Below are 13,535 nucleotides of genomic sequence, written 5' to 3' on the forward strand. Positions count from 1 at the left end.
GCCACCACGACCTCCCGGGCGAGATCGTCTGGGTGCGGATAACGATCGATCTGAGGAGAGACCATGTCGCACACGGCGACTCCAGTTGCGGGCCGGCGCCCGGGCGAGGCCGCGGCCTCGCCCACCGCGTCCATCGGCGCCCTGCTCGTCCTGCTCACCGGCATCTTCATCACCACGCTCGACTTCTTCATCGTGAACGTGGCGATCCCCGACATCCAGACCGATCTGGGCGCCGGCGCGACGGCGATCCAGTGGGTCGTCGCCGGGTTCGGGCTGGCGCTCGGCAGCGCGCTGATCACCGGCGGCCGCCTCGGCGACCTGGCCGGACGCCGCCGGATGTACGCGCTCGGCCTCGCGGTGTTCACGGCCGCCTCGCTCGCGTGCGGCCTCGCCCCGTCCTCCGGCACGCTGATCGCCGCCAGGGTGGTGCAGGGGCTCGCGGCCGCGCTGCTGATGCCGCAGGTTCTCGGGATCATCAACGGCGTGTTCACCGGGGAGGCGCGCGCTAAGGCGTTCACCGCCTACGGCCTCGCGATGGGCCTGGGCGGCGTGTTCGGGCAGCTCATCGGGGGCGTGCTGATCCAGGCGAACCTGTTCGGCACCGGATGGCGCAGCATCTTCCTGATCAACGTTCCGGTCGGGGTCGTCACGCTGGCGCTGATCCGCCGGACCGTCCCGTCCCAGCCGCGCACCACGGGAACCCGCCTGGACGTCACGGGAACCGTCCTGGTCACCCTCGGTCTCGTCGCGCTCGTCCTGCCCCTGATCGAGGGGCGCCGCCTGGGCTGGCCCACCTGGACGTGGGCGTCGCTCGCCGCGTCGGCCGTCCTGCTCGCCGCCTTCGTCCTCTCCCAGCGCCGGAGCAGCGCCCCGCTGGTCGCGCCCAGCCTCTTCCGCGAGCCCGCGTTCCGCGTCGGCAGCGGCCTGGCGCTCGTCTACACCCTGGCGATGGCGTCCTTCTTCCTCTACCTCGCCCTGTACCTCCAGCAGGGACGCGGTCTCAGCGCTCTGGAGTCGGGCCTGCTGTTCGTCGCCCTGGGCGCGGGCTACTTCGCCGCGTCCACCCGCGCCACGGCCATCGCCGCCCGACTGGGACGGCAGGTCCTCGCCCTGGGCGCGGCGGTGCAGGCGGCGGGCTGCCTCCTGCTGCTCGCCGAGACCGGGCACGCCATCGGCTGGCTCATCCCGGGACTGGCCCTCGTGGGGGCGGGCATGGGGTTCGTCCTGGCGCCGCTGTCGGCACTGGTCCTGGCCGGTGTGACCGACCGGCACGCCGCCTCGGCCGCGGGCGTCCTGTCCACCGCGCAGCAGGTCGGCAACGCCCTCGGCGTCGCGCTCGTCGGGATCGTCTTCTACGGCGCGCTGGGCGAGGTCGCCGACGCCTTCCGGGCATCGCTCTTCCCGGTCATGGCCTTCTGCGGCGTCACCGCGGCCCTCGCCCAGCTCCTCCCCAAGCGCTAGTACACGCTGGCGCCGAAGGCGCTGAGCACCGGAGAGATCGGGCGGAAGTAGGACGACCCGCCGGAGACGCAGGTCCCGACTCCCCCGATCTCAAGCCCCACCGCGGTACCGCCCGAGAAATACGGAGCCCCGGGACTCTCCCCGGGCTCCGTGCATATGGTCGTCCTCACCAGCCCGGTGATCGTCCCGTTCGGGAGGTTCACGGTCACGTTGACGGCCGTCACACTGCCGCAGCGCAGGCCCGCGATGGGCCCGCTGCGGCAGACGCGCTGGCCGACGACCGGCGGTCCCGCCGTCGTGATGTCCTGGGAACCGGGGTAGAGGAAGACGCTGCCGGGCCGCTCCACGGAAGGCTCCACGTACCGGACGAGCGCGACGGAGGCGCTCGTCACCGAGACGACCGTCCCGAGCTGCACGGTCATCGCCGGGTCGGCGTAGATCGGCATGCCGACCTGGGCGCAGCCGCCCGCGGTGAGGAAGGAGTACGAGCCGTTCTGCCGCACGTTGAACCCCAGGGCGCAGCGCACGCCTCCGGCGCCGTAGATCGCCCGCCCCCCTTCCGCGCCCGGCGCCGCGACGGGACGCACCTCCCCCGGCGAGGCGGACGCGCCGGGGCCTGTGGCGGTCAGGACGGCGGCGATGCCCGCGACCAGGATCGCGACGCGCAGTCTCACGGAATACCTCCTGCGGGGAAACGGCGGCTTGCCGGAATGGTGTGAAAAACGAGGGGCCCCGGCAAGGGGAGGAAGGTGCCAAGGTTGCCCGCGCCCGTATAGCAACATCACGCCGAGACCCGCGAACGCCCTGGTCGACGGTGAGTACGGAAGGGCGCGCGTTCTAGGTACGGGTGCTCATTCGCCCGGCTCTCCGCGCGCGGAGGATGGGTCGACCGTTTCGGGATGGAGGGCGTATGAGATTTCGTTTGCCGAAAACCGGCGTTGTGGCCCTGCTCGCCCTCGGGGGGTGCGGAGCCCCGGCCGTCCAGCCGACGCCCTGGAGAGCGGAAGCCGGGAGCGCGCCGTGGCGGGTGGAGGTCGAGGACGTGTCGCTGCGGGTCGATCCCCAGATCGTCGCGGCGGGGCCGAGGGACGTGTGGGCGTTCGGCGGGCGCGGCTCGGAGGACACGGTGTGGCGGCCGACGGCCCGGCACTGGGACGGCCGCGGCTGGAGCAAGGTCGGCCTTCCGGGCGGGCGGATCGGCGCGGTCAAGGCGGCGGGGGCGTCCGCGGCGTCCGATGTCTGGGCGGTCACTCTCGACGGGTCGAGCTCGACCGTCCTTCACTGGAACGGCGAGCGCTGGACGATCGACCGCCGCCTTCCGGGATTCACCGTTACGGCGCTTGAGGTGTTCTCCCCGCGGGACGTCCAGGTCTTCGGCACGGGCTCGCACGCCGCCGCGACGGGCTGGACCCGTTCGGCGGACGGATGGTCGGAGACGAGGCTGCCATTCCGGATCGCCCGCACGAGCGCCCGCTCCGCACGTGACATCTGGGCGCTCACCTTCGAGAGCGAGCTGTACCACCAGGACGGCTCCGGCTGGAAGCCCGTCCCGCTGGACGGCGTCCTGCCCGCCGGAAAGAGGAAGGGCTTCGAGGACACGAGGTACCAGCTCAACACGATCACCGCCACGGCCGCCGGCATCTGGATCACCGCCGAGGGCGCCGGGGGCATCCCGTCCAGCGAGATGGACGGCACCCGCACCCAGCCGCTGGGCCCGGGCGACCTCCACCTGTCGTCCCTTCTCCTGCACGGTGACGCCGACGGACGCCGCTGGACGGCCGAAAGCACCATGAAGAAGGCAGGACGGTTCAGTCCGTTCGGCGCCCCGATCATCGACCCGGACGGCGGCGTCTGGCTCATCGGTTCCACCGACGTCAACGCCACCGAGTCGACCCTCGCCCACCGAACCGCTACGGGCACGTGGACCAGCAACAGAATCCGAGCGTCCGGCTTCAGCCTTTTCGAGGCCCGCGCCGTCACCCGCATACCGGGCACCACTCGATTCCTCGCCGCGGGCATGAACGACGAAAAGGGCGCGCTTCTCTCCACCCCGTAGGAGCCGCGACCTCAACGAGAACCGGCCCCCATCCAGGGACGAAGGCCGGCGACTCTCGATATGGGTGAAGAGGGTGGGCCCGCCGAGCCGGATCACGTCTTCATGTGATCAGCGGCCCGCGAGCTCCCTCACGTAGCTGTACAGTTCGAGCCCGCGAAGCCCCTGCCGATGAGCGGCGAGCACCTCGTCGGGGTCCACCTGCTTCTCTTGCGCCTCCACGTAGCAGAGCAGGTCGGCCCCGCGGAGACCCTTGTCGTACGCCTCCAGCAGCTTGGCGATGCCGAGGCGACTTTCGAGCGCCCGCAGAGTGATCTCCGGGTGGACGTCCCTGTCGTGCAGGACGATGAGCTGGTCGTGCGTCGCGCCCTCGTTCAGCAGATCGATGTAGCCGGCTCGGCCGATGCCCCAGGCATAGCCCGGGTCCGCAGCGACCTGCTTCTCGAACGCCTCCATGATCTGCGCGGGGGTGGCGTTCGCCTTCAGCGCCCTGACGAGCACCCGGGGCAGGATGCCGGCGGCCACGGCGGCTTGGACGTCCCCGTCCGAGGCGCCTGCCTCCAACGCTTCGACGTAGGCGGCCAGATCGATGCCCTTGGACTCGGCGGCGCGAAGCTCATCCCAGGTGGCGCCCTTCTGCTGCGCCCGCGCGAGGAGCTCTTCGCGACGTTCCCAGCCTCCCGAGAAACGCCTGTAGACGTCTTCCACTGGAAGCTCCTTTCAGAGAATCTGCTTTGTAGGTACGCCTCCCACCGTCCGCCGCTTCCGCGGCTCGGCAAACTCAACGTCCGGAGACCGCCGGAGAGAAGGTGGGGCGCTGGGCGATTCATTTGGCACGAACGGCCGTGAACGACCATACGAGCGGAACACCTCGGCGCCGGGGACGGACTGGTCGCTCTCATCCAGACCAAGCGCTCATGCCGTGCGGCCCGCCTGTCCCCCTCGATCAGGTGTCCTCGGGAGTGGGGTTGTAGTGGGCGTCGTGTTGCTGGCGCGGGGAGCAGACCGAGGCGGACGGGCAGGAGCAGCGGCGCGAGCCCCCCTTCACCGTGACGCGGTCGCCGGGGACGCACTCGGCTCCCGCCCGTGCGTGTTCGCGGATCTGCCGGACGGTCATCGGCAGTACTCACACAAAGCAGACCGACGGCCCCAGGTCGTCATGAATTGTCGGGAGAGATCCATGACCACCATCAACACGCAGGCCCCCAACAGTGTCACCGAATGGCTCCGGATCAACGACGTCAAGGGCACGAGCGAAGAAGTGGTGGCGCGCAAGGCGCTTGGCCTGGCACGTCAGTTCTTCGGCCCCGACGTCGAGATCGAGGTCGTGGGCAACCACTGGTCCGAAAGCCAGGGCGGCACGGAGACGGTGTACGTCCGGGCGACCCTGCCCATGCCCTCACGGGTCGGCGGGCGAACCGGCACATCGTTCGAGCTCACGCTCAACGACCTCACGGGGAACAGCATGCGGCAGCTGAAGCGCAAGGCGGCTCACCTGGCACGTCAGTGCTTCGGCCCTGACGCCTCGTTCCAGATCAACTTCACGAACGGCCTGGAGAGCACTCCCGAGCATCTGGACACCACGGACCGCTACTGGACGACGTCCGTGTCCGTCCAGGCGATCGTGCCCATGTCCCAGCGGGTCAGCGGGCTGGCCGGCTCGCCGGTCGAGCTCAGGCTCAAGCTCAGCGACCTCACGGGGAACAGCATGCGGCAGGTGGAGCGCAAGGCGCTTCGACTGGCGCGTCAGTGCTTCGGCTCTGGCGCCGTGCTCCAGGTCGGTTTCGACCACCCCTGGGGGTGGGCCACCAGGGGTCTGGAGAACAACCCGCCCGAACGCCTGGGCACCACGGACCGCTTCTGGGCGGAATCCGTGTACGTCCGGGCGATCGTGCCCGCGTCCCCACGGCCCTGCGAGCGAACCCGCACGCCGGGCCGGGTCACGCTCACCGACATCACGGGGACCAGCTTGCGGCAGATGGAGCGCAAGGCGCTTCGACTGGCGCGTCGACAGCGCCCTCTCGCCGGCCCCGACGCCGAGTTCCGCGTGAACTGGGCCTCGATCACCACGGGCCTGGAGGGCACCTCGCAGACGCCTCCGGGTGCCGAGCCGCGATTCCTGGCAAGGCACGTGGAGGTCGAAGTCATCTGACCCCTGGGACACCGCGCATGCGGTGTCCTCAGACACGGGTGGCCCTTCCGAACGTCGGGAGGGCCATCTGCTTTTGAGGCGTCGGGGCAGGCCGGGGCCGTCGGGGTTGGCACGGGGCCGCCCCCCCGCAATTCTTAGCTGCGCTCGCTGTCGTCCGAGGGGGTGTAGCGGGCTTCGTGTTGCTTGCGGGGGGAGCAGACGGAGGCTGAGGGGCAGGAGCAGCGGCCGCCGCTGTTGAGGCGCACTGTGACCTTGTCGGACGGGACGTTGCGGCCCACGACCTGGCCTGGGCCGTTCGGGGTGTCCACGCGCGATCCCAGGGCCGGCATGCTGTCGTGCGCCTTGACGTACAACGGGTGCTCGTACTTGAGGCAGCACATCAGGCGGCCGCAGGCGCCGGCGATGCGGAGGGGGTTGACCGGGAGGTCCTGCTCCTTCGCCATGCGCACGGAGACGGGCTCGAAGTCCTTGAGGAAGGTGGCGCAGCACAGGTCGCGGCCGCAGGGGCCGATGCCGCCCTGGAGGCGGGCCTCGTCGCGGGGGCCGACCTGGCGGAGTTCGACGCGGGCCTTGATGCCGCGGGCCAGGTCGCGGACGAGGGCGCGGAAGTCGACGCGGTGCGGGGCGGTGAAGTAGATCTTGAAGATGTTGTCGGCGTCGAGGTAGTCGACGCCGATGACCTTCATTGGGAGGTCGTGCTTGCGGATGAGGCGCTTGGCGATCGAGCGGCCCTCGGCGCGGCGGCGGCGGTTGGCCTCGTCTCGGGCGAGGTGCTCGTCGGTGGCGGGGCCGGCGCACTCGGGAAGGCCGTCGATGTCCTCGGAGACCCACTGCGGGGCCCACACGCACTCGGCGACCTCGGGGCCGGAGTCGGTGGGGACGAGGACCTTGTCGCCGACCTTGGGGCTGTGCGGGCCCGGATCGAGGTAGAACAGGCGGCCGTAACGGGTGAAGCTGACGGCCATCATCATGCCCACGTTTCGCTCCGTTCGCCCGGTTTTATTCGACCCACTCTAGGTCTCACCAGGCGGCGTCGGCGAGATCCCCTGCCGGAACGGTCGGGACGCCCTGCGCGTACAGGTCGCCCGCGGTCACGATGACGTCGCGACCGTTGTGGGCAATGTCGAGGCCGGTGGGGGCGCCCTTCACCTTCAGCGTCCACAGGGTCTTGGCGGGGGTTCCCTGCACCGTGAAGGTCTGAAGAGTCACTTCGGAGCTCTTCGCTATGGCCGCGATAAGGGAGGTGCCGTCCCGGCTCATGACAGCGTTGAAACTGCCCTTGGGCAGGGGCATGACCGCCTTGCTCGACTTCAGGTCGCCTGCGGCGCCGCTGGTGTCGATTGTGCGGACCTGGTGCTTCCCCGTCCCGACCGGGCTCCAGACAAAGGACAGCGTGGTGCCGGACCAGGAGAGGCTCCCGACGCGGGCACGCAGCCTGGTCGTCCACACCTTGTGGACACCGGTCTCCGGAGTGACGACGTCCACGCGGGCGCTCGCGCCCTTGTAGGTGACGTAGGCGAGCTGTGCGCCGTCCGGGGTCACGGCGAGGTCCGACCAGACCGTGGAGACACCAGGGACGATCGCGTTCGGGAGGGGCTTGAGGTCCTTGGGACGTCCGTCGTCCAAGCGGAGGCGCTGGAAGGTGACGTCGCGGGGGCCGGGTGTGGCGAGGATGTACGAGCCGTCCTTCAGCGCCGCGACGCGATGGAAGCGGCGGCCCTGCGGGGCGGCGACGGGCAGCCCCACGTTGGCGCCTGTGCGCACGTTCCGGACGAGGAGGGAGGCGCCCTTCTGGGTGACGCCGACGATGAACTCCGGGCCGGTCTTCTCGGCCTTGGCGGCGGGCTTGGCCTCGTGCTCCTCGTCGGCGGCGCGCTGGTGGCGGTGCACCATGTCCACGCCCCCTCCGATGAGCAGCGCGGCCGTGGCGGCCACGCCGAGAGGGACGAGACCCTTCCACGAGCCGAGACGGTTACCCGGGTCCTCGCGCCTGCCGTCGTCCATGGGGTTGCCTACCTAACCTTCCTGCCGGATCGCCCGTCGTTTCTACCGCATATGGATCGCGACAAAAACCCATGAACGCGGAGTTACCAAGTCGTGAGCCGCCTCAGCCGAGGCACGCGCGGGCCGCCTCTGCCATGGACGCCCGGTACGACCCGCCGAACAGCGCCACATGGACCAGCAGCGGGTGCAACTGGTGCAACGGGACGCGGGACCGCCATCCGTCCGCAAGGGGCGCGGCCTCATCGTAGGCGCCGAGCACGGTGTCGAGGTGCGGTGTCCCGAACAGCGCCATCATGGCGAGGTCGGTCTCGCGGTGCCCGCCGTGCGCGGCCGGGTCGATGAGCAGCGCCCGCTCGCCCGTCCACAGGACGTTCCCCGACCACAGGTCCCCGTGGATGCGGGAAGGCGGCTCCGGCGGTCCGGCGAGCGTCTCGATGTCCGCCATGACGCGCTCCACAAGACGGACGTCACCGGACGAGAGATGCCTTGCCCCGAGGCGCAGGAACGGTTCGAGGCGGCGTTCGGCGTACCAGGCGGGCCAGGAACGGTCGTCCGGTGTGTTGTCCAAGGGAAGGTCGGCGATGAAACCGTCCCAGGGCGCGCCGTAGGTGTCGGGACGGTTCCCGGTGTGCAGGGCCGCGAGTTCCCGTCCGAGACGTTCGGCCGCTTCGCGGGACGGTGGAGCCGAGCGCAGCCAGGGCAGGACGAGCATCCGGTCGTCCGCCGCCACGACCTCGGGGACGGGGGTCCCGGGGCCCGCCTCCCCCAGCCAGCGCAGCCCGGCCGCCTCTGCCGCGAACACGCCCGCCTGGTCATGCGCCGCCTTCACGAAGACCTCACGGCCGTCGGCGAGGGAAGCCCTGTGCAACGTCCAGGAATGGCTGGAGCCGAGGTCGTGGACAGCCTCGACCCCGGTTCCGAGCAGCCTCTCCAGCCGCACCCGCTCAGTGGTCATCAAGCGCCGAGCGGATCTGCTTGAGCAGGCCGGGCATCGCCGCCTCCACCTGCTCCAGGACGAGGTCGAAGTCGGCGCGTCCGCCGTAGTAGGGGTCGGGGACGTCGAGGTCGCCGCCCGCGTCCGGGTCGAACTCGCGCAGCCGCCAGATGCTGCCGCGCGCCTGCCAGGTCGGCGCCATCGAGCGCAGCGCCTTCTCGTGGCTCGCGTCCATCGCGATGATCATGTCGTAGCCGTTGAACCAGGCGGCGTCGAACTGCCGCGCGATGTGCGCCGACCGGTACCCGGCGCGTTCCAGCGCCGCGACCGTCCGCTGGTCGGCCCCGTCGCCGACGTGCCAGCCGCCGGTGCCCGAACTGTCCACCTCGACGTCGAGGCCCTCCTTCTCGACGTGGTGGCGCAGAACCCACTCGGCCATCGGGGAGCGGCAGATGTTGCCCGTGCAGACGAAGGTGACTCGGTACGGCATGCCCCCCATCATGCACGAGGGCACGGGACACGCCGGACGCGGAAAAGAACGCGACCCCCGGCCGGAGCCGGGGGTCGCGTCCTGGGGTGGTTCTGGAGGGGTCAGCGCGAGACGGCGTTCAGCGCGTCCACGATGCCGCTGCCGAAGAACCCGTTCTGGCCCTTCGAGCCTTCACAGGTCTGGGTGGAGGTGTGCTTCACCCACTGGCCGTTCACCTGGGTGTACCAGACGTACTCGACCGTCGCCGGGCTCGGGCATGCCTTGGGGGTCGCGGTGCCGCGCAGCACCCGCTCGACGAGACGCGGGTCCATGGTCAGGCCGCCGCTGCGGTCCCGGTGCCCGTACTTGCTGACGATGAGCGCCGCGACGCCGACCGCGTGAGGGGACGCCATCGAGGTGCCCTGGATCGACTGGTAGTAGGCGCACTTGTCGCCCTTGCAGCTGCGGATGATGTACGACACCTTCGGCGTGCCGTCGGCGTTCAGCTCGCCGCGCTCCTTCGCGAGCCGCTCGGGGTAGGCGGCCCAGATGCCGCCCTTGTCGTCCGGACGCTGGGCGGCGTTGTCGACCTTGTCGCCGCCGGGCGCCGCCACCGCGACGTAGCCGTTGCCGAAGCTGCTGTAGTACGACTTGCGGCCGCTCGGGCCGGTGGCCGAGACCGGGATGACGTTCTCGCCCTCGGACGGCATCGACACGCAGCTCGCCGGGACGGTGCGGTCGTGCGGCTCCTCGCCCGGCGTGGACGGGAAGTCGGGGCTGCTGTCGTCCGCGTTCGTCTTGGTGTAGTCGACGAGGTCGTTGCCCGCCGCGGAGATCAGCGTGACGCCGCGGTCGTGCGCGAAGTCCAGGGCGCGCTGCGCCGCCTTGATGATCGTCCGCTGCTCCAGCTGGTCCTCGGGGCTGTCGGCGGGGTTGTTGCCGCAGTTCCACAGCCACGGGTCGATGTAGTACGACATGTTGACGACGTCGATGCCGTGCTTGGCCGCGTAGGTCAGGCCGTCGACGGTCGGCTGGAGGAAGAAGTAGCCGGAGTCCTGCCCGACGCGCAGGTTCACGATCGACACGTTCGGCGCGACGCCGGCCATGCCGAGGCCGTTGCGGGGCGAGGCGATCGTGGACGCGACGTGCGTGCCGTGGTCGTTGTCGTCCCAGTCGTTGGGGTCGACGCACGACGTGAACTCGCAGGGCCCGTCGACCTCGTTGCCGTTGGCGTCGGCCGGGATGTCGCGGGTGAAGTTGCGGCTGAGCTTGCGGTTGAAGTTCGGCGCGATGTCCGGGTGGTCGCCGTCCACGCCGGTGTCGAGGACGCCGACCAGCACGCGCCGGTCACCCGGCTCCTTCTTGTAGGAGCCGTCCGCGGTGGCGTGCATCTGCTTCATGTCCCACTGCAGGTCGGCCAAGGGCTCGGTGTCCTTGGACGGCTTGCCCGCGGGGGCGGCCTGGTTCCTGGCGCCGTGGAGGGCCCCGGTCAGCTTCTCGACCTTCGGGGCCTTCTTCTTGGTCTTGGGAGCCTCACCGATGATCCGGTTGTGCGCGACGCCGTCCAGCGCCCGCTGGTTCATCACGGCGTGGATGAACTCGGGGTTCTGGGAGGTGACGGTCGCGACGCCCACGTCGCGGTTCTCGTGCACGACCTTGCCGCCGGCCGCGGAGACGGCCTGGTGGGCCTGCCCGAGGGACGCGCCCTCCTTGTAGAGGACGACGTACTCCGAGACCTCGCCCTTCGCCTGTGCCTGGCCCGGAGCTGCGGATGCTGGGAACGCGAGGGCCGTCACGGTGGTGACGGCGCACGCGGCGGAAATCAAGGCTCGCCGCAAGGCAGACCTCCTGGCTGTGGGGGTTAACCAACCGGATTTCGGTCGATCAGCCAGCGAACGTTACGGGGGCGCTCATTGAGAGTCGCGTACGGAAATGTAACGAATGGGGACAAGTTGTGTAAGCCCCGTCCGTATCACCCGTGACGCAACGCCAAGGTCAGCGCCTCGAACGCCAGCTGCGGATTGACGTTCGCCGCCAACCGCTCCCTGCAGTCCATGATCGCATCGAGGCGCCGGAGGGTGTCCTCCGGGCGTCCGTCCCCCGCGGCCGACCGGAGTTCGGGGCCGAGCTCGATGTTGACCAGCTCGCTTCCCGCCCCCATCTGCAGCGTCAGCACGTCGCGGTAGTAGGACGCGAGGTCGAGCAGCGTGCGGTCCAGCGCGTCGCGCAGGATCCGCGTCGCCCGCGACTTCTGCCGGTCCTCCAGCTCCTTGAGGGCGCCCGCCGTCCCGCGCGGCATCCGCCCCTTCTCGCTCTCGCCGAGCGCCTTGCGCAGGGCGGAGGTCTCCGCGTCGTTCAGCTCGGCCGTCTGCGCGTCCCGCTCCGCCTTCGCCGCGCTCACCAGCGTCTCCGCCGCCGCGACCGCCGCGCTCACCCCGGTCAGCCGGCGCGGCACCGCCACCACCTGCTCGCGCACCCGCCGCATCCGCGGATCGGAGGCGAGACGGCGCGCCCGGCTGATGTGCCCCTGCGCGGCCCGCGCCACCACCTCGGCGGTCTCGCGCTCGACGCCGTCGCGCTGGACGAGGAAGTCGGCGATCGCCGCGATCGGGGGCGTCTGCAGGGTCACCAGCCGGCAGCGCGACCTGATCGTGACGAGCAGGTCCTCCGGCGACGGCGTGCACAGCAGCCACACCGTCCGCGGCGGCGGCTCCTCGATCGCCTTCAGCAGCGCGTTCGCGGCGCCCTCGGTGGCCCGGTCGGCGTCCTCGAACAGCACGATCTGGCGGCCGCGCCCGCTCGGCGAGGACGAGGCCCGCAGCACCAGCGCGCGGGCGTCCCTGATGCCGAACGACAGGCCCTGCGGCCGGACGACCTCGACGTCGGCGTGCGTCCCCTGGAGCACCTGGTGGCAGGACGCGCAGTGCCCGCACCCGCGCGGCGTCTCCGTGCACTGCAGCGCGGCGGCGAACGCCCGCGCCGCGGCCACGCGCCCGGACCCCGGCGGCCCGGTGAACAGCCACGCGTGCGCGAGCCCGCCCGTCCGCTCCGCCGCCGAGGACAGCTGCGCGATGACGGGCTCCTGCCCGACCAGGTCGTCCCACACGCTCATGGAACAGAGGCTAGCGGGCTCAGAAGTCGGTGATGACCGGGAACGTGCTCGTGGCGTCCTCGGTGCCGAGCGGAACGGGGTCCGGCAGGATCTCCCGGATGCGGTACTGGATCTCCCGGCTCAGCTCGCCCTGCGGCCGGCTCGCGTCCAGGACCAGGTAGCGGTCGGGGTCGGCCTCGGCGAGGGCGCGGAAGCCCTCGCGGACCCGCTCGTGGAACTCCTGCGACTCCGACTCGATGCGGTCGGCGGGCGCCGGCAGCCGCCGCAGGCCGGCCTCCGGCGGGATCTCCAGCAGGACGGTCAGGTCGGGGACGAGGCCGCCGGTCGCCCAGGCGTTGACGCGGGCGATGTCCTCCACCGGGAGCCCCCGCCCGAAGCCCTGGTAGGCGAGGGACGAGTCGACGTAGCGGTCGCTGACCACGATCACGCCGCGGTCCACCGCCGGCTTGATCACGTTGGCCACGTGGTCGGCGCGGTCGGCGGCGTACAGCAGGGTCTCGGCACGGTCGGACAGGCCGGTGGTGTCGCGGTCCAGCAGCATCGCGCGCAGCCGCATCCCGATCTTGGTCGCGCCCGGCTCGTGCGTGGTCACCACGTCGTAGCCGTGGTCGCGGAGCCAGATCGCGGCGAGCCGCGCCTGCGTCGTCTTGCCCGCGCCCTCCCCGCCCTCGAAGGCGATGAACACGCCCCGGTTGCGGTGGACGGGCTGCGGGGCCGCGGCGGCCTGCTCCGGCGGCGTGTAGATCTCGCCGTGCAGGGCGGCGCGCAGGTCGGGGACGAGCGGGATGCCCCGCCGGTCGTCCAGCCGCCGGTAGGCGAACAGCCCGGTCACCAGGGCGAGGACGGCGGCGACCAGCAGGGCGACGCCGGTCCCGTAGGCGTCGTAGACGCCGCCGCCGAGGTCGAGTCGGTGGGATCCGGCCGCCGCCGCGATCAGCGGGACGACGGCGAACGAGACCAGCGCGGTGATGAGCGCGACCGACCGCAGGTACGCCGCCGGGCGGGCGCCCTCCGGCGCCTCGGGGTCGTGCGCCGCCATCTTCGCGGTCGACCACGCGGCTCCGGCGAAGACGCCGAGGAACGCCGTCGCGAACACCACGACGACGAGGTTCTGGACGAGGGCGAGCACGACCAGCGCGAGCGCGGCCGCGATCACCGCGAGGCCGAGGAGGCGGCGGCGGCTGAACGGGACGAGCACGCGCGGTCCGAGGAACAGCCCGAAACCGAGCCCCACCGTGAGCGCGGTCAGGACGGAGCCGTACCCGGCGTCGCCGCCGCCCAGCTCGCCGGCGTGGACGCGGGCCACCGCCACGACCGCGCCCGCCGCGAGGGACGCCGCCGCGATCGCCG

The 13,535-nt window shown here is 71.2% G+C and carries 13 protein-coding genes; 3 read left to right on the plus strand and 10 right to left on the minus strand.

The window, feature by feature from the left end; all coding sequences use genetic code 11:
- Nucleotides 1-63: 63 nt before the first annotated feature.
- Entirely contained in the window at nucleotides 64-1,461 is a 1,398-nt protein-coding gene (locus tag ABWI04_RS11060; protein WP_345179706.1) for an MFS transporter, read from the plus strand.
- On the opposite strand, the gene ABWI04_RS11065 is transcribed toward ABWI04_RS11060, so the two are convergent.
- Nucleotides 1,458-2,135 carry a S1 family peptidase gene (locus ABWI04_RS11065; RefSeq protein ID WP_353832293.1) on the minus strand — a complete coding sequence of 226 codons (678 nt, stop codon included), beginning with the start codon at nucleotides 2,133-2,135 and terminating at the stop codon, nucleotides 1,458-1,460. The genes ABWI04_RS11060 and ABWI04_RS11065 overlap by 4 nt on opposite strands.
- Before the next feature lie 236 nt (nucleotides 2,136-2,371).
- On the opposite strand from ABWI04_RS11065, the gene ABWI04_RS11070 reads away from it, so the two are divergent.
- On the plus strand, nucleotides 2,372-3,517 hold the full coding sequence (locus tag ABWI04_RS11070) for a hypothetical protein (RefSeq protein WP_353832294.1): 1,146 nt from the start codon (nucleotides 2,372-2,374) through the stop codon (nucleotides 3,515-3,517).
- Between the two features lie 108 nt (nucleotides 3,518-3,625).
- On the opposite strand, the gene ABWI04_RS11075 is transcribed toward ABWI04_RS11070, so the two are convergent.
- Both ABWI04_RS11075 and ABWI04_RS11080 read right to left on the minus strand, forming a co-directional pair.
- Nucleotides 3,626-4,222, minus strand: a complete 597-nt coding sequence (locus ABWI04_RS11075) for a hypothetical protein (protein ID WP_353832295.1) — start codon at nucleotides 4,220-4,222, stop codon at nucleotides 3,626-3,628.
- Between the two features lie 238 nt (nucleotides 4,223-4,460).
- Entirely contained in the window at nucleotides 4,461-4,631 is a 171-nt protein-coding gene (locus tag ABWI04_RS11080) for a hypothetical protein (RefSeq protein WP_353832296.1), read from the minus strand.
- Nucleotides 4,632-4,694: 63 nt separating this feature from the next.
- On the opposite strand from ABWI04_RS11080, the gene ABWI04_RS11085 reads away from it, so the two are divergent.
- Nucleotides 4,695-5,666 (plus strand): hypothetical protein, encoded by a 972-nt coding sequence (locus ABWI04_RS11085; protein WP_353832297.1) that lies wholly within the window; start codon nucleotides 4,695-4,697, stop codon nucleotides 5,664-5,666.
- 134 nt (nucleotides 5,667-5,800) lie between these two features.
- Here ABWI04_RS11085 and ABWI04_RS11090 read toward each other — a convergent pair whose 3' ends face one another.
- From ABWI04_RS11090 to tmk, 7 genes are all read right to left on the minus strand, one after another.
- Nucleotides 5,801-6,637 carry a PSP1 domain-containing protein gene (locus ABWI04_RS11090; protein ID WP_345179795.1) on the minus strand — a complete coding sequence of 279 codons (837 nt, stop codon included), beginning with the start codon at nucleotides 6,635-6,637 and terminating at the stop codon, nucleotides 5,801-5,803.
- Between the two features lie 49 nt (nucleotides 6,638-6,686).
- Nucleotides 6,687-7,670, minus strand: coding sequence for a TolB-like translocation protein (locus ABWI04_RS11095; RefSeq protein ID WP_353832298.1), 984 nt, complete (start codon nucleotides 7,668-7,670; stop codon nucleotides 6,687-6,689).
- 103 nt (nucleotides 7,671-7,773) lie between these two features.
- Nucleotides 7,774-8,625, minus strand: coding sequence for a fructosamine kinase family protein (locus ABWI04_RS11100; protein WP_353832299.1), 852 nt, complete (start codon nucleotides 8,623-8,625; stop codon nucleotides 7,774-7,776).
- Entirely contained in the window at nucleotides 8,615-9,094 is a 480-nt protein-coding gene (locus ABWI04_RS11105) for a low molecular weight protein-tyrosine-phosphatase (protein ID WP_353832300.1), read from the minus strand. Before ABWI04_RS11105 ends, ABWI04_RS11100 begins: the two co-directional genes overlap by 11 nt.
- Before the next feature lie 101 nt (nucleotides 9,095-9,195).
- Entirely contained in the window at nucleotides 9,196-10,911 is a 1,716-nt protein-coding gene (locus ABWI04_RS11110; protein WP_353832301.1) for a S8 family peptidase, read from the minus strand.
- A gap of 134 nt (nucleotides 10,912-11,045) precedes the next feature.
- A complete protein-coding gene (locus tag ABWI04_RS11115) occupies nucleotides 11,046-12,185 on the minus strand; it encodes a DNA polymerase III subunit delta' (RefSeq protein ID WP_353832302.1) in 1,140 nt (379 codons plus the stop codon).
- Nucleotides 12,186-12,204: 19 nt separating this feature from the next.
- On the minus strand, nucleotides 12,205-13,535 hold a 1,331-nt coding region (gene tmk / locus ABWI04_RS11120; protein ID WP_353832303.1), incomplete at its 5' end, for a dTMP kinase.

Source organism: Actinomadura sp. NPDC000929 (assembly GCF_040492065.1).
GTDB classification, from domain to species: Bacteria; Actinomycetota; Actinomycetes; order Streptosporangiales; family Streptosporangiaceae; genus Spirillospora; species Spirillospora verrucosospora.

What these genes read in the sequence shown, in the direction of transcription:
- ABWI04_RS11080 (WP_353832296.1), bottom strand. Translation starts at nt 4,631, where the DNA reads ATGACCGTCCGGCAGATCCGCGAACACGCACGGGCGGGAGCCGAGTGC.
- ABWI04_RS11095 (WP_353832298.1), bottom strand. Translation starts at nt 7,670, where the DNA reads ATGGACGACGGCAGGCGCGAGGACCCGGGTAACCGTCTCGGCTCGTGG.
- ABWI04_RS11070 (WP_353832294.1), top strand. Translation starts at nt 2,372, where the DNA reads ATGAGATTTCGTTTGCCGAAAACCGGCGTTGTGGCCCTGCTCGCCCTC.
- ABWI04_RS11060 (WP_345179706.1), top strand. Translation starts at nt 64, where the DNA reads ATGTCGCACACGGCGACTCCAGTTGCGGGCCGGCGCCCGGGCGAGGCC.
- ABWI04_RS11085 (WP_353832297.1), top strand. Translation starts at nt 4,695, where the DNA reads ATGACCACCATCAACACGCAGGCCCCCAACAGTGTCACCGAATGGCTC.
- ABWI04_RS11100 (WP_353832299.1), bottom strand. Translation starts at nt 8,625, where the DNA reads ATGACCACTGAGCGGGTGCGGCTGGAGAGGCTGCTCGGAACCGGGGTC.
- ABWI04_RS11115 (WP_353832302.1), bottom strand. Translation starts at nt 12,185, where the DNA reads ATGAGCGTGTGGGACGACCTGGTCGGGCAGGAGCCCGTCATCGCGCAG.
- ABWI04_RS11105 (WP_353832300.1), bottom strand. Translation starts at nt 9,094, where the DNA reads ATGCCGTACCGAGTCACCTTCGTCTGCACGGGCAACATCTGCCGCTCC.
- ABWI04_RS11090 (WP_345179795.1), bottom strand. Translation starts at nt 6,637, where the DNA reads ATGATGATGGCCGTCAGCTTCACCCGTTACGGCCGCCTGTTCTACCTC.